This is a genomic window from Bacteroides fragilis NCTC 9343 (genome assembly GCF_000025985.1).
In the GTDB taxonomy this organism is placed as follows: Bacteria; Bacteroidota; Bacteroidia; order Bacteroidales; family Bacteroidaceae; genus Bacteroides; species Bacteroides fragilis.
The window spans coordinates 359,241-375,615 of the sequence record NC_003228.3; the positions used below are offsets into that span (position 1 = coordinate 359,241).

The 16,375-nt window shown below is 41.8% G+C and carries 10 protein-coding genes and 1 pseudogene; 8 read left to right on the top strand and 3 right to left on the bottom strand.

The genetic code is table 11. From position 1 onward, the window contains the following. Positions 1-389: 389 nt before the first annotated feature. The 4 genes and pseudogenes from BF9343_RS01415 to BF9343_RS01430 all read left to right on the top strand — a co-directional run bounded on the left by BF9343_RS01415 (position 390) and on the right by BF9343_RS01430 (position 4,113). Entirely contained in the window at positions 390-683 is a 294-nt protein-coding gene (locus BF9343_RS01415; protein ID WP_005784099.1) for a hypothetical protein, read from the top strand. 5 nt (positions 684-688) lie between these two features. Beyond that, complete coding sequence (locus tag BF9343_RS01420; protein ID WP_010991982.1) at positions 689-1,753, top strand: 6-bladed beta-propeller; 1,065 nt, start codon at positions 689-691, stop codon at positions 1,751-1,753. A gap of 334 nt (positions 1,754-2,087) precedes the next feature. After that, positions 2,088-2,313: pseudogene (locus tag BF9343_RS23550) on the top strand (family 43 glycosylhydrolase); the annotation flags it as partial. Between the two features lie 768 nt (positions 2,314-3,081). After that, the gene (locus BF9343_RS01430; RefSeq protein WP_008658099.1) at positions 3,082-4,113 is read left to right on the top strand and encodes a hypothetical protein; all 1,032 of its coding nucleotides are present in this window, start codon (positions 3,082-3,084) and stop codon (positions 4,111-4,113) included. Positions 4,114-4,347: 234 nt separating this feature from the next. Here BF9343_RS01430 and BF9343_RS01435 read toward each other — a convergent pair whose 3' ends face one another. Together BF9343_RS01435 and BF9343_RS01440 are read right to left on the bottom strand one after the other, a co-directional pair. After that, positions 4,348-5,502, bottom strand: coding sequence for an acyltransferase family protein (locus BF9343_RS01435; protein ID WP_010991984.1), 1,155 nt, complete (start codon positions 5,500-5,502; stop codon positions 4,348-4,350). Between the two features lie 96 nt (positions 5,503-5,598). Then, positions 5,599-6,162 (bottom strand): Crp/Fnr family transcriptional regulator, encoded by a 564-nt coding sequence (locus BF9343_RS01440; RefSeq protein WP_005784111.1) that lies wholly within the window; start codon positions 6,160-6,162, stop codon positions 5,599-5,601. 302 nt (positions 6,163-6,464) lie between these two features. Between BF9343_RS01440 and BF9343_RS01450 the strand changes: the two genes are divergently transcribed. Next, entirely contained in the window at positions 6,465-7,847 is a 1,383-nt protein-coding gene (locus BF9343_RS01450) for a PepSY-like domain-containing protein (RefSeq protein ID WP_010991985.1), read from the top strand. A gap of 160 nt (positions 7,848-8,007) precedes the next feature. Here the strand turns inward: BF9343_RS01450 and BF9343_RS01455 are convergent, their stop codons facing one another. Then, the gene (locus BF9343_RS01455) at positions 8,008-8,985 is read right to left on the bottom strand and encodes a GntR family transcriptional regulator (protein ID WP_008658101.1); all 978 of its coding nucleotides are present in this window, start codon (positions 8,983-8,985) and stop codon (positions 8,008-8,010) included. A gap of 211 nt (positions 8,986-9,196) precedes the next feature. Here BF9343_RS01455 and BF9343_RS01460 point away from each other — a divergent pair, with 211 nt between their 5' ends. Genes BF9343_RS01460 through BF9343_RS01470 form a run of 3 tightly spaced genes read left to right on the top strand, consistent with a single transcriptional unit; the run spans position 9,197 to position 16,361 of the window. Continuing rightward, positions 9,197-11,284 carry a glycoside hydrolase family 127 protein gene (locus BF9343_RS01460; RefSeq protein WP_010991986.1) on the top strand — a complete coding sequence of 696 codons (2,088 nt, stop codon included), beginning with the start codon at positions 9,197-9,199 and terminating at the stop codon, positions 11,282-11,284. 28 nt (positions 11,285-11,312) lie between these two features. After that, the gene (locus BF9343_RS01465) at positions 11,313-13,712 is read left to right on the top strand and encodes a family 16 glycoside hydrolase (RefSeq protein ID WP_041926294.1); all 2,400 of its coding nucleotides are present in this window, start codon (positions 11,313-11,315) and stop codon (positions 13,710-13,712) included. 9 nt (positions 13,713-13,721) lie between these two features. After that, positions 13,722-16,361, top strand: coding sequence for a glycoside hydrolase family 78 protein (locus BF9343_RS01470; RefSeq protein WP_010991988.1), 2,640 nt, complete (start codon positions 13,722-13,724; stop codon positions 16,359-16,361). Positions 16,362-16,375 lie beyond the last annotated feature (14 nt).

The following is a 16,375-nucleotide window of genomic DNA, read 5'->3' on the forward strand; positions in this document are numbered from 1 at the left end:
TATATGGTGAGGCTACACCCTTTTGTTGTTGGGGCTACACCCAGATATATCTATATGGGGTGTCTTTAGTTTGTAATAGCTATTGAATATATATTGTTTTTGTATTTCTATTTTTGTTTAATATACTGTCAGGATTGAGAGAAAAATAACATGGATATGTTTTGTGGAATAGTAAAATTTGGTAAATAATTTTTGCTGCTGTTACATTACAGGTAATATTGGTCTAATTTTCTGATTTTGGCTGTATTTTACTGTTTATTGACCAGTAATTATCCCTTTCCCCTTTTTGTTTTACTGATCTTTGTATTCAGAAAATTTAAAAAAAATACTACTTTGCTACTATTTATATATTGGTTTGGAAAAATACAAACTAATTAAAAAAGAACAAAATGAAAAAATTTGTATTTATTGCTGCTGTATTGGGATTTACTAATGTATTTGTTGCAATGACACAGCAGAAGAATTCGCCTATCCCTTTGCATAACAATGGTATTGAGACTTTTACAGTTTATGAAGCTGATGGCTCGAATTATTGCTATAATGGTGGTAGAGGGGCTACCTCTTGTTCTATAAGTGGTGGAATAGATATAAAAGGAGGGGGAGCTAGTGCAGCATGCGATGTTTCATGTCAAACTGGTTATTATGCTTGTTGTGGTATTCGTTGTACTTGTGAAAAATATTAAAGTGTATGAGGAAAATAGTAATATTGTCCTTGGGATTATTGTTTTTTCTGTTCTCTTGCCAAAGAGAACAGAAAAATGTTACCCAAAGGATAGAAGTAGACTTATCACATATCGATACAGTGAAAATATCTGCATCAAGAATAATAAATTTAGAAACTGTGGATAGTTCTTTATTGTATGATATTTGCGCTTTATTCAAGCAAGATGACCGTTACTTTATATGGTCAAGAGATAATGCTTATGTTTTTAATGATAAGGGTGATTTTCTTTTTAATATATCATGTAAAGGGCAGGGGCCTGGTGAGTATTTAAGTTTTGGATGTATGTTTATGGAGGACGGGGAGGTATGTATTTTTGATCAAGATAAACAGCAAATACTACGTTTTGATATAAATGGTAAGTTTATGGGAGTTCAAAAGGTTCTTTTGGATGAAGATGCTCCTTCTCCTTCAATGATAATTCCGATTGGAACGGAACGTTACTTAAGTACAAATAGATTTGGGGGGGATTATCGTAAAATGCCAGTGCTAAGCTTCTGGAATAAAGACTTTTCATCTCAGCAAATCGTGAAAGGACGTTTCATGAATGATGGTATCCATTTTCCTGATGCTTTTTTTGTAGGAGAAGAAGGTCGGAGAGTGTTGTATTGGGAGCCCTTGAAGGATACCCTTTTTACCGTAACAGATAATTTTCTTGTCCCTGAGTATAAAATAGATTTTGGTACTTATGCGATACCTGAAGAGGAGGGAGCTAAAGATATATATGCTCGAATAATGTATTTAAATAAGCCGGAAAATCAAAGCTGCGCTTCTGTCGCAAGATTCTATCAGATAGATGGATATTATATATATTTTACATTTATGTGGTATGATCGTGTTTACTTATGTAGATATAGTGAGAAAACAAAGAAATCAGAAATATTTGCAATTTTGACAGATGAAATGCAACTAAAAGAATGCTCTTTCTTCAAGATTCTAGGAGATGATATTGTTATAGCTTTTGAAGATAAGGGTAATCTTGAGAAAAATCCTTCACTTTGTGTGTTTAATAAAAAAATATTAGATATATGACCTTAAAATGGATGATAACTTCAATCAAAAATAGAAGTATATCGTTTGATTTGGATAAAAAATCATTGACTCTTAGAACTCGTCTATGAAAATAAGGGAGATTCTTGAAGATAGTTTATTAATTGTTAGATTTTCTGTTTATTCTTGTAGAGACTGTCTTAACTTCTTGATTTCTGAGTTAGATTGCTCTAAAAAGCAAAGTAAAATTAAAATGGCTATGTTGATAGCTAATATTCCAGTTAGAGACCTACATGTGAAATGTAAAGAGTTTGATAATCCTAGACTGTATCGGGTTGATTCACTCTCATTTGATTTTGATTATTCTTTGACTCCATATGTGTTTAAACATAAGGAGCTGTACTATATGGCTTATTCCGGCAATAGCTTTGAAAGTCCGTTCTATGGGGTAGGCTGTGCTACGGCAACCGATATAATCGGCAAATGGACCAAATACGATGAAAATCTTATCTTGCAGAATCCCGGCGCTTTTGCAGGGTGTAGGGTATAACACTATGTTTAAAGATAAAGAGGGAAAGTTTCGTATCGTTTATCATGTACATATAGCAAAGATTATGTTACTGCAGAGCTGGTAAAGTAAGGCAGAGAAAGCGATTTGATAGTATGATTCTATTTATCTGTATCAGCTTTCAAAAAGTATTTAAAATGCCTTTTTTGATAACTTCCTCTTCCTTCCTTTCTGTTCAACCGGAAGGATAGGAGGGTGATAGTCGGGGTGAATGCAACGAAAAGCCGGGCTTTTTGGACTCTGAAGCCGACATTTCCTAGAAAAGGAGTAGGCATCTGGTACAAAAGAAGTAAGTATCTACTCTAAAAGAAGTAAGCAATTTCTGAAAATGCTTACTTCTTTTTTGAAAATCTCTTAATGTTTTGCACGATTACATATATTGTTCCATAATAGAGAGATTATTTTGCTCCTTCTTTTTCTGGTTGACAAGCACAGAAGACTACTCTCTGACTTTCCAAAAGCGCTTTATTTTTGCGAAAAACAAACACGAGTACTCTTACTTTCTCCTTTGGGTGTTCATTGTGTTGTGAAAACATCAGGATTCCTGCAATATGATAAACGGAAAAATGAAATAGAGACGATTTTTAGTACGAACCCGACTAATGTGCTGAAATAATCAAACCTGAGAAGGGTTGTTTAGCAAACTGTCAAAAATATAAGTGATCTTTTCAGAAGTTATTTCTTTCTAATGCATCCTTTGTTGTACCGGATTTATTGTTATTTTCTTTTAAGGATATGTTTGTAGTTATTATCTTTGTCAGACTAATGAACTAAAACTGATTATTATGAAAAAGATTTGATTATGGTTAAACTCTTATTGATATGTCTGGCAACGATAGTAATGATCTCTTGCGGATCGGAACAGGAAAAGTTAACCGTGTATATTCCTGATACGTGTACGGATACTCTTCAATACGAAATCTACTTGCCGGAAGAAGAAGGATTGAATATTTTCTATGATTTGTGTGTAACTGATTCTTTTTGTGCTTTTTTGGACACACGTAATGATACATTATTAAAGATCTTCACTGCTACAATTCCTCCTGCTCTTGTCGGATTGGGGATGAAAGGAGAGGGCCCGGATGATTTTCTTTTTCCTTTTTTTGAGAAATCGATAGGCAGAGAGGGCAAAGGAAAGCTATCGTTCATTGAGTTGAATAGTTGGAATAAAAAGATTGTTGCGATTCATTCGGCAGCATCTCCCGCTCCTGTCGCTGTTTCTGTCGTTGAGGCACAACAATTGCCGGAGATGCCTGTAGTCAGGGATTATAATGAAACAGACTCTTGTGTATATGGCATTGATGTAGATATGCAGCATGGTTTGTTTTTCATTTATGATAAGCATACTGCCCGTGTTAAGACTGTGGATTATCATCGTGATATTAGGTCCGGATATCCGGAAGGACATTTATCTTATCTATACGAAAGTTGTTTAATGGTAAATCAAGATGCAAAGGCAGCTTGTATGGGATTGCTGAATCTGAACTCTCTCTGTTTTTATGATTTAAAAGGAAATCTGATGAAAGAAATAGTGATAGGGAAAGAGTTGAAATCCCCGGAGTATGACCCTGAGTTTCTTGATTTTCCGAATGCACCTAAATATTTCATTTCTCTTTGTGGTACTCCCAATTATCTTTATGCCCTTTATAACGGTTTCCCGGGTACTTCGGGTAAATCAAAGATTATGGTCTTTACCTGGCAAGGTGCTCCGGTTGCCATCTATCAGACAGATGTAAAATTGGAAAGAATTGCTGTTGCTCCATCCGGTAGATATGTATTGGGACTGAATATAACGGAAGAAGGAGGGAGTGATGTGCTGAAGTTTGAACTTTAGGTATTAGCTGAATCTTGCTGAAGAATATTCTGACTAATGTATTGTTCGGACTCTCGGAAGTTCCGGTTGAACAATTTATGCAATCATCAAATGCCTTTTCCGAGATTGGATTCTTCCATAATGAGAGTTGCAGTGAATTCACTTAAGGCCTACCTTAAAGTGATTTCACTGCAACTCTTCTATCTCAGCTATGTGTTTATGTTTATGGCGCTACTTATATAGAGCAAGTACATATTATTGTTTCTTATTCAGGAAGCGTTTAGCCAGATATTTTCGTACCGGTTCATCGTATAGCTTCAAGCATAGATAAGCAAACAATATGTTCCATGCGTAAACGCATAAGGCAACTTGCCAGGTCTCTCCTAATGTGAAAAGTTGATTTTTGATCAACCATGCATAGAACAAATACATGAATGGATAATGTATCACATAGATCGGATAAGATATATCTCCCAGGAATTTACATATTTGGGTTGACTTCTTATCCGTGGTGGTTCCCGATGCTCCTATCCAAAGCAGGATGGGGAAAGCTATGATAATACAGAATGCTTCATAAATGCCGTTTGTGCAGATTGATTCCGTTCCTTCCAAATAAGGCACTGCGAACAAGGCGATCATTACAAGGGTACATATCCAGAATGCACCTCTCAACTTCATGGGCTTGAAGTTACGCGATAAGAGCATACCCATGGAGAAGGGGAAAAGCATTCTTAATAATCCGCCTATAAAGTTTACACCGTCCAGTGTCCAGCCGACTCCTATGTTTCCATAACCCGAGACATTGAAGATGGCAAATGAAGCCAATGCTACTCCCAGTAATACTACAACTATGGTCAACGCTTTATTTGACAGACGACGAATGAACAAAGCGTAAAGGATATTGCCTATGTACTCGAAGAATAATGACCAGCAGGGGCCGTTCAATGGGAACATTTCGCCATTGCCGCGAACCTCGTAACCTACACCCGGCATTGCAGGGATGAAAAAGATGGTACAAAGAAGAGACAACATCACCATCGATATGCCGATATGTGTTCCGTCCCATTGTACAGAACCCTGGATATAGAATGTGATAGCACCCACTATGGCACCCATGATTACCATCGGATGAAGACGTATCAAACGGCGTTTAATGAAATCTTTCATGGTGAAATTCTTACCCCAACGATCATCATAAGCATAACCGATAACGAAACCTGAAAGGATAAAGAAGAAATCTACTGCTAAATATCCGTGGTTGAAGGTATCGATAGTGGTACCACCGGCAAAAGCATAGCCTTCGAATACATGATACCATATAACCATAAGAGCGGCTACTCCCCGGAGCCCGTCCAGTAGATGATAATGCGGCTTGGTATCTGCAAAAACTGTTGAAGAGATATTCGACATCTGTGTTTTATTAGTTAGTTAATATTTTCAGATGGCAAAGATACGGCTTGCAAAATGAAGTTCTTTTGCTTAAAAGCAAAAAAGACCGGCCGGGAGCTATTTTTTAGCGCGTACCCGGCTGAGTGTATAAATGGAAATACCCAGAAATGCAGCGACATACTTCAGCTTTACCCGATTGATCAGTCCGGGGTAGCGCCTGTTGAACTGTTCGTATCGTTCCTTGGGAGAAAGCTGGAGTCTTTCCACAAACATGTGACTGAGTTCTTTGTTGACGTCCTGATGCAAGATCCTTCCCCAGTTGGCTATATCGATATACTTTTCGTAAAGGGCGTTCAGTTCGTCTATATGGAGAACGTAGATTTTGCAATCCGAAAGGGTTTCAATACTCTCTATGGACGGCTGTTTATAATATAACGAATCCATGCCGAAAGTAACGTCACCTTCTTGGCTGAACCAGGTGGTGGTATCTTGCCCGTTGTGATGAAATACAGAACGGGTGACACCTTCTTCGATGAAATAAACCAGGCGATCCGTTATTCCCGATTGCACTATATAAGTATCTTTGGGATAATACTTTACCTGCATGTTTGCCTGTAATGCCTGGAGCGCTTCATCCGAAACCGGGTATAACTGCCTGATTTTGTTTATGATGTTTTTCATTGGAGAGGAATTCATTATTCTGTTTACAAACTTACATAATTTTATCAATTCCTAAAAATTATCGATCTTAAATCCGCCCCTTTGATGTGGAAGAGAGGTAAATTTAATAAATAGGCATATAGATATAAACAAAGGTTGTCGGTCCTGACAGCTGTCCTTTGTGTTTTATGTTGGGGCTTTAGGGGAGCTGGAGTAAGCGTTGTGCTCGTTTTGACTTGCCCCTTAAAGAAGTTTAACGCCTCTATGTGCTTATATTCAGACCTTTCCGTTAACTTTGTCTGAAACATAAAAACCACGCAACTATGAAATCTTTTTATCCTGTCCTTTACTTATGTTTCTTATTCGGATTACTTCCGTTTCTGGGCAGTTGTTCGGAGGAGAATGAATCTTCCGGTACAATCGAAATGAATCAACTGCCGGGCACTGCACAATCTTTTTTATCTAATTACTTTCCGGGACAAACTCCGGAGAAAATAGAAAGAACGAATACCGATCAGGAAAATGCCCGGTTGCTTTATCGTGTTGTTTTTCCCAATGAAGTTAAAGTGGAATTTAGTGAAAATGGAGGATGGAAAAGATTGATGATTCCGGATCAAAAGTTACCCGGGTCCTTAGACTCTCTTTGGGGAAAGATTATTGAATATGTACAGCAACTTTTTCCCGATGATCCGTTTATCGGTATAGAGAATGCCTGTTATGGGGATTGTGTGTTGTTAAGTAGCGGTAAGAAAATAGCGTTCTATTATGACGGAACGTGTATCGGCTATGAAATGGATATAAAAGATGAATCCGGAGTGCCGCAACCTGTACGTGATTTTGTTGCAACGTATTTTCCTGATGGAGTTTTCCAGGCGGTGGTGGAGCACATTCCGAATGAGAATGTTACTGCCGGCTATTCATTCTGGTTGGAGAATGGATTTAAATGTGTGCTGAATGATCGTGGTCAGTGGACAGAAGTGAATGGAGGTACAGAGTTGCTGCCGGTTTCGATTCTGGAGACTTTACCTGCAAAAGTAACCGAACAATTGTATCGGGATTATCCGGCTGCACAAGTTACTTACATTCGTTTGGAGGGTACCTGTTATACCATTCAGGTCAGCAAGACGGTGTATGTGACTATCGATCCGGAAAGTAAACCGATAGTAGTACCTGTGATGCAGGCACAAGCTTTGGCTGAAGAGTACTTTGGCAAACTGCGTTCCATTTCCATCAGTCATCCGCTTCATACGGATGTTTTGAATTTCAAGGTCTGTTTGCCGAACGGATTTAATATGCTTGTCAACGAAGATGCCAGCGAATGGTTGAATATAGATGGGAACGGATTTGCATTTCCTGAAAAGCTGGTAGCATCGCTTCCTGAAAAGATTACCGAATATATTTCGGCACATTCGAACTCCGAAATTACGAGAGTCGATCGTTCGGTTGCAGCTTCATTTTTGGTGGAGTTGACGAATGGTGACGGACTGATGTTTGATTCCCAGGGAGGTTTTCTTGGAAAAGAAAAAATAGAATTGAGCATTTCCGAGAAAACATACAGATATATGCGACATCAATTTCCGGATGACCTCAATATGTATTTCTCTTCTTATAGCATAGAGGGGTGGATTTATAAATTGGGAGACGGATCACAGGTCAGGTTCGATCGGGATGGTAACTTTGTGGAAATGATCGCTGCGGCGAAGTAGCGATACGGTCTCAACAATGTATTTCAGTTGGAAATACGTTAGAAATTGGCACAGATCACACAGAAGTATATGAATAATTGATGTTTAATGCAGGGTATTGGTATGCCTCTGTGTGATCTTTCAAATATTAAAAAAAGGGTTGGTATATGAAATCCGGACATTAAAGTGAGTTCCGGATATCCAACTTCCAGGGATTCTCGATGGTCTTTATTTCTTTTTGTGTAATGAGTGAAGCCATTGTTTGTCCCATTTGTTTGAAGTCGGTAGACAAAGTGGTGATTCCTCCGGCCAATATTTCTTTAAGCGGGGTGTCATTGTAAGAAATGATTCCGAAGTCTTTTCCCGGTGCGAAATTCTGTAGTTGGGCCTGTTTAAGCAGGTCGACGAGATCCCGGTCATTAACGACCATGAAGGTTTCCCCTTGCCTGATTTCCCTGTTCCGGACGGAGTCGGTATATTCATGCGTGAAATGGTATTCTTCACAGAATGCGCAAAGCCCGTTATAGCGCTCGATCGGTTCTTTTTCTTCTTTCTGAACCATTATGATATGATCATATTTCTTTAGGTGGGGAAGTCCGTATACCAAGGCTTCGTAGGTGTCTTTTTCAAAATTCTGTGCGACAGAAGAGTATTTTCCGGCCAGTTCGGGATGGAAATGGTCGAGTAAAAAGACACGACCCGATAGGCTTTCCAATAGTGGGGCTATATTAGTGAATTTACCGGGCATCAGAATATAGGTTGTGTATTTATAATTGGCTTCGTTGATCAGAGTTTCAAAAACCTTTCGGTTGTAATTATGAAAATATAGATCTACATTGGCGGTTTTCCTGATGGATGAAATAAATGAATTGTAAAGATCTTCTTTGAATTCATTGAATTCGTTGAAAAGAAGGAATATATTCAGCTTTTGTGCGATGCGGGTCGTTGCTATATAATAACCTACACCCGGAGTCGAATCAATGATTCCTTTTGATTTCAGTTCGCTTAAACCGGCGAATACCGTATCTCTGGATAGATTATAGTTTTTCCTGAATTCGTTGATAGAGAGAATCCAGTCACCTTTCTTATAACTACCGTTATTGATACCGTCTATTACGTGGTTTACTACCTGTTTGTATTTTGATTCGTTCCTTTTCATACTTTTGTTTTTGGTGCTGCAAAGATAGGATAAAAAACGTAAAAGGGTACAGCTACTGTCCGGATATCGTATATGTTTTGTAACATAATAAAAATACATACCAGTTCGTATCAGTTACGATAGGTTTCATTATCTTTGCACTGTTGCTCGGATTGTAAAGATTCACAGGCAAAAAAAGGAGCGGAAGAAACAACAAACTAAAAATAAAACAATGAGAACGTACAGATTTATGTTTCCGGTACTACTTGCAATGACTGCAACCGGAAGTTTGACGGCAGGGCCGTCTGATAAAGGGAGCTCCGGTATTCGGTTTCCGGAAGTAAACCAAGTGAAAATAGAAGATACATTCTGGAAACCCAAATTGAATCTTTGGCAGAAAGTGACGGTAAACGATGTTTTCGATAAGTTTGAAGGAAAGCATCTGGAACATCCGGGAGAATTCTGTAATACGTTCGAAAACTTCGATCGTGTGGCGAAAGGTGAACGCAATATCGGACGGCATGCAGGAGCTCCCTGGTTCGATGGGCTTGTTTACGAGACTATCCGTGGAGTGGCAGACCTGATGGCAAGGCAATCGGATGCGGCTTTGGAAAAACGGGTGGACGGATATATCGATCGGATTGCTGTGGCACAGGCGTCTGAACCTAACGGGTATATCGATACTTACACTCAACTGATGGAAGCCGACCATCAGTGGGGAGAGCGGGGAGGAATGCTCCGTTGGCAACACGATGTATACAACGCCGGTATGTTGGTGGAAGCGGGCGTACACTATTATAATGCGACCGGAAAAACAAAATTACTGGAAGTGGCAACTCGCTGTGCCAATTTGATGGCTGAATATATGGGGACTTTTCCTAAAAAGAATGTGGTTCCTGCACATTCGGGTCCGGAAGAGGCTTTGGTGAAACTGTATACCTTATATAGAGACAATCCGGGACTGAAGAAACAGATCAATGTTCCGGTAGTTGAGCGGGAATATCTCAGGTTGGCTGAATTCTGGATCGAAGGTAGAGGAAAACATTGCGGATTCCCGTTGTGGGGGACATGGGGTAACCCTGCTGCCGAACAATGGATACGCGACCGGAAATACGAGGCTCCTGAGTTTGGCAATCATACCCGTCCGTCATGGGGAGACTATGCACAGGATTCTATTCCGCTTTTCGAGCAGAAGACAATCGAGGGGCATGCTGTTCGTGCCACCTTGTTTGCTACCGGAGCAACGGCTGCTGCACTTGAAAATCGTTCACCGGAGTATATAGCTGCCGTCAGCCGTTTATGGGATAATATGATTGGTAAACGTATGTTTATCACCGGTGGGGTAGGTGCTGTTCACTTTGACGAAAAGTTCGGGCCTGATTATTTCTTGCCTACGGATGCTTATCTGGAAACTTGTGCTGCTGTCGGTGCCGGCTTTTTCAGCCAGAGAATGAATGAACTGACCGGTGATGCTAAATATATGGACGAGCTGGAACGTACTTTATATAATAATGTCCTGACAGGCATTTCTCTTTCGGGTACACAATATACTTATCAGAATCCGTTGAATTCCGCCAAGCACGCCCGTTGGGGATGGCATGATTGTCCTTGCTGTCCGCCCATGTTCTTGAAAATGATGTCCGCAATGCCCGGATTTATCTATTCACAGAAGGGGGATGATATCTATGTAAACCTCTTTATCGGCAGTGAAACGGAACTGAGCCTATCGGATCAGAGTCGGATACGGTTGACGCAAAAGACCGGATATCCATGGGATGGTTCTGTTGTCATGACTGTTGAACCGGAGAAAGAAAAAACTTTTTTATTAAAAGTACGGATCCCGGGATGGGCACAGGGAGTCGAGAATCCATACGATTTGTATCGTTCGGAAGTGAAGTCTGCTGTCAATCTGAAAGTAAACGGCAAATCTATCGCAATGAAAATATTTAAAGGATATGCCGAAATTCAGCGGAAGTGGAAAAAGGGAGATAGAGTAGAATTGACATTACCTGTTCAGCCGCGGTTGGTAACGGCCAATGAAGCTGTAGCGGATCTGCAAAATAAGGTGGCCATTGCTGCCGGTCCTTTTGTATATTGCCTGGAAGGATGTGACAATGAAGGGGTGGCTGATCTGAGACTCGATACGCGCGCTCCTTTATCGATGACTTTTGAAAAAGAACTGCTGAATGGAGTTAATGTAATTAAAGGCCAGGCACTGGATAAGACAGGAAAGAAAGTGTCGGTTTCGGCTATTCCTTATTATGCTCTGGGCAATCGTCAGGATAAAGGCTATGTCGTTTGGATGCCCGCAAATAAATGACATGAACGAACATAAACACAATTACAACATGAAAATAAACTGTCTTTTAGCCTTGGCATTGTCTGCTTCATCATTGGCGGCACAAGATGCCGTTATCCGGGTGGATGCCGGTAAGGTTGAAAATAAAATAACTCCCTATTTGTACGGAGCTTGTATGGAAGACGTAAATCATGAGATTTACGGTGGTCTTTATGACCAGAAAATTTTCGGCGAGAGTTTTGAAGAACCTGTTTCCATGGATAATTTTATCGGGTTTACCCGTTGTGAAGGGGTGTGGAAACTACAAGATGGCCAACTTTCCGTACAGGCACATCCGGGAGCAAAATTGGTATATGATGACACGCAGCTTTCCGACGGAACGGTCGGGGTCGATCTTAAATTTACGAACGGTACTTCATCCTCCAACAATGCCGGACTTTTACTGCGTGTCGGTGAATATGGAGGCGGAGCCGATAACTTCGATGGATATGAGGTCAGTCTGTTTGCTGATGGAAAGCGCTTGCTGTTAGGGAAACACTTGCATAACTGGCAAGAGTTGAAAACGACTCCGGTAGATGTAGATCCGATGCAATGGAACCGTATGGAAGTGAAACTGGATGGAGATGAACTGGTGATTCTGCTGAATGACTGTGAGGTGTTGCGTTTCGAAGATCGGGATACCGGTTTGCGTAATGGGAAAGTCGCTTTCCGAAACTGGGGAGCCGATGTATCTTATCGTAGTTTGACTATCGGAAGCAATACTCCTGTCAAGCTGTTGACCAAAGCAACTCCACAAGTCAGCGGGATGTGGGATGCTTTTGCTGACCTGACTGCCGCTGCTGTTTACAAACAAATTGCAGATAAACCTTTTCATGGCCGGTATGCGCAGGAGATAGAGTATCTGGTAGGAACCGGTAAAGTGGGTATTGCTAACCGGAGCCTGAATCGTTGGGGAATATCTGTACGTCAGGGAGAGAAAAAGACCGGCAGCCTTTATTTAAAGGGAAAAGCAGAAGTCCGGGTAGCCTTGCAGAGTGTGGATGGTGAAAAAGAATATGCTGTGCAGTGCATTCGGGCCAATGCCGGTGACTGGAAGAAATATACGTTTGAGCTAACTCCTGATAAAACCGATGAAAATGCACGCCTTGCTATTTATCTGGAAGAGAAAGGACGCATTCAGGTAGACATGGTCACCCTTATGAACGGCGCGGACCGTCAGTTTTGCGGGTTGCCGCTGCGTAATGACATCGGGCAGGCAATGGTGGATCAGGGTTTACGCTTTCTCCGCTATGGCGGCACCATGGTCAATGCACCTGAATACCGTTTTAAGAAGATGATTGGAGACCGTGCGGAAAGACCTCCTTATAAAGGTCATTGGTATACGTATTCTACCAACGGTTTCGGAATTGAGGATTTCCTTCATTTTTGTGAGAAAGCCGGATTTATGCCTGCTTATGCAGTGAATGTAGAAGAGTCGGCGCAGGATATGGCGGATATGATCGAATACCTGAACGGATCGGTAGATACGAAGTGGGGTAAGAAGCGTGCAGAGAACGGACATCCTGAGCCTTACGGGTTAAAATATCTGGAAATTGGAAATGAAGAAGTTATCTGGGGAGATATTGAAGCCGATTATCAGCATTATATCGATCGATTTAATGATATTTATGAGGCTGTTCATGCCAAGGATCCGGAAGTGCAGTTTATTCATTCTGCCTGGTGGCGTCCCGAATCACCTAATATGGAGAAAGTATTTAAAGCACTTGATGGTAAAGCAGCCTATTGGGATTACCATCCTTGGACGGATGATCTTGGCAGTCACGTAAATATAGACCGGGAGTTGACGGATATGAAAGCTAAATTCCTGAAATGGAATCCGAAGACAAGTATGCGTTGTGCTATTTTCGAAGAAAACGGTAATCTGCACAACGTTCAGCGCGCCATTGTGCATGCTACTGTTCAGAATGTGGTTCGTCGCCATGGTGATTTTATTCTGACCACCTGTGCGGCCAATGCTCTTCAACCCTATTTGCAAAATGACAACGGCTGGGATCAGGGACAAATTTTTTTCACTTCGGGACAGGTTTGGGGTATGCCGACTTTCTATGCACAGCAGATGTCTTCGGCCCATCACCATCCGCTGCGGTTGTGGAGTGAGACAGTGGGAGAACTGGATATGACGGCCACTACGAACGAGGCACGCGATGAAGTGATTCTTCATGTAGTCAACACTTCCTCTGAAGTGCGGGAGACTCAGGTTAGTCTGTCCGGTTTCATTCCGAAAGGGAATATGGAAATATATACGCTGAGTGGAGAGTTGAATGATGAGAACCTTCCGGATACGCCTACATGGATTCTGCCGAAAGCTACCTGGAAGCAGGCTCCCGGATCTGATTTTACCTATTCATTCCCCGGTTATTCGTATACGATTGTTGTACTTAAAAAGTGAGTTGTTTTTATGAAAATAGGATATCTTAAACCGGGTATTCTGCTTCTCGTCCTGTTATTCTCTTTCCGTCAAGATCTTTTTGCCAAGAAGAGAATCACTTCGTTGAAGTGTGAATACATTGAAGCGCCTTTAGGACTTGATGTGCAGCGCCCGCGTCTGATGTGGAAAGTGGACACTTCCGATGTGCCCAGTAGGCAAACGGCCTATAGGATTTTGGTCTCTTCTACTCCGGAACTGTTGCGACAAGGAGAGGCTGATATCTGGGATTCCGGCAAACAGAAGTCGGATGAGCAATTGGTTTCTTACGCCGGGAGTACGTTGCGTCCTCACACCCGATACTGGTGGAGGGTAGAAGTGTGGCTGAATAATAAGAAGGTCGTTTCGGAACCTATGTGGTTTGAAACCGGAAAATTTTCGGCAACGGATTGGGAAGCTTCTTGGATTACCGATGGGTATGATAAAGACTACGAACCCTCTCCGATGTTTCGTAAAGTGTTCGATGTTTCCAAAGAGGTTGCTTCTGCCCGTTGCTATATAAGCGGTTTGGGGTATTACAGGCTGTCCTTTAACGGGAAGGCTGTCAATGATCATGCACTCGATCCGGGGTTTACGGATTATAGTAAGCGGGTGCTTTATCTCACGTATGATATTTCCGGACTGCTCCGGCATGGTAAAAACTGTATAGGGGTTCAGTTGGGCAATGGCTGGTTCAATGAGCAAACTCCTGCCGTGTGGCACTTTCATGAGGCACCCTGGCGAAAGCGCCCGCAAATGATTGCTGAGATACATCTCTGTTATACTGATGGCAGCAAGGATATCATAACGACCGATACTTCATGGAAGACATCTACAGGACCGCTCCTGTTTGATAATCTTTATGTAGGCTCTTTCTATGATGCCCGTCTGGAACAGAAAGGGTGGGATACGGAACTTTTTGATGATGTCTCTTGGCAACATGCTAAATTGACTGCGGCACCTGCCCCACTGATCGAAGCACAGAAGATGCCTTCCATTACTACAGCAGATACTCTTTCTGTAGTGTCTGTCAACTGTATCAGTGATACTTGCTACGTGTTCGATATGGGTATCAACACAGCCGGAGTTCCCCGTTTGGAGATAAAAGGAGAACGCGGAACCCGGATTCGTTTAAGGCATTCCGAGATGCTTCAGAAAGATGGGAATATCGACCAGCGTAATATTGACATGCACTTACGTCCTCGCAACAAACGTGAAATTATCCAGACGGATGAATATGTCCTGAAAGGAGAGGGGGTGGAAACTTTTATTCCACCATTCACGTATCACGGATTCCGCTATATAGAACTGACCTCCGATCGTCCCCTTACTGTTGCGGACGTGAAACTTCAAACCCTCAGGATGCATAGTGACGTGGCTGAAGTGGGGAGTTTCAAATGTTCCGATCAGTTACTCAATACTATTTTCAATATTTGCCGAAACTCATATCTGAGTAATCTGTTCGGGATACCGACCGATTGCCCCACTCGTGAAAAGAATGGATGGATGGCGGATGGCTTTATGGTGCAGGAGGCGGGTATGTTCAATTATGACAGCCGGAATGTATATGCCAAGTGGGTGAAAGATATGATCGATACGCAGGAGGCGAATGGCAATGTAGCCGGTATTGCCCCGACTTCCCGGAGGTGGGATTCCAACTGGGCGGGGCCGCTTTGGGATGCGGCCATCTTCATTGTGCCCTCTTATCTTTATCGTTATACCGGTGATATCGAAACCATGCGTCAGGTGTATCCGGCTGCCGAACGTTATCTGAAGTATATCGAAACGACGGAAGATGAACGGGGATTGATTAATCATGGATTGGGTGACTGGTTGTTCTATAAGGCTGAAACACCGGTCGATTTTATGGCTACCGGTTTTGTGTATTGGGACAACCTGATGATGGCACAGATGGCTGAACTTACCGGACGTGTAGAAGACAGACAAAAGTATCTGGCAAAAGCCGAAGAGCTTAAGAAACGGATTAACGATCATTTTTTTGACTCTCAGACTGTGTCTTATGCGAATAAAACGCAACTTTCATATGCCTTGCCGCTTTATCTTCATATTGTTCCCGAAGCATATAGGGAACGTCTTGCCGAGAATCTGCATAAGATCATAGCAGCCAATGACTATAGTCTTGATTTCGGGTTTATCGGCAGCGTAATGGTACCTGATGTCTTGGCGGAGACCGGTTATGCGGAAACGGCCTATAGGATGTTGACAAAAACTACATTACCTTCATGGGGATATTGGATCAAAGAAACCGGGGCGACTTCTTTGTACGAAACCTGGGACGTGACCCGCCGTATCGGAGATGCGTCTCTGAATCATCCTTCAATGGGGGCTGTCAGTGCCTGGATGTATAAGTATCCGGCAGGTATACGTCTTTCACCGGATGCACCGGCTTTTAAGAAAATATTAATTCAGCCGTGTTTCCTGTCCGATCTTGATTTTGTAGAAGCCAGCCATGAATCGATGTATGGCACTATCCGGGTTGATTGGAGACGGGAAGAAGGGAAGATCCGGTTACATCTGGTTCTGCCTTCAACGGCTATGGCTACTGTTGTTTTGCCCGGGCAGAAGCCGAAAGCTGTGAAGGGGGGCGAACACATTTTTGTCATTCCCGAATAGTAAATATGTTTGTA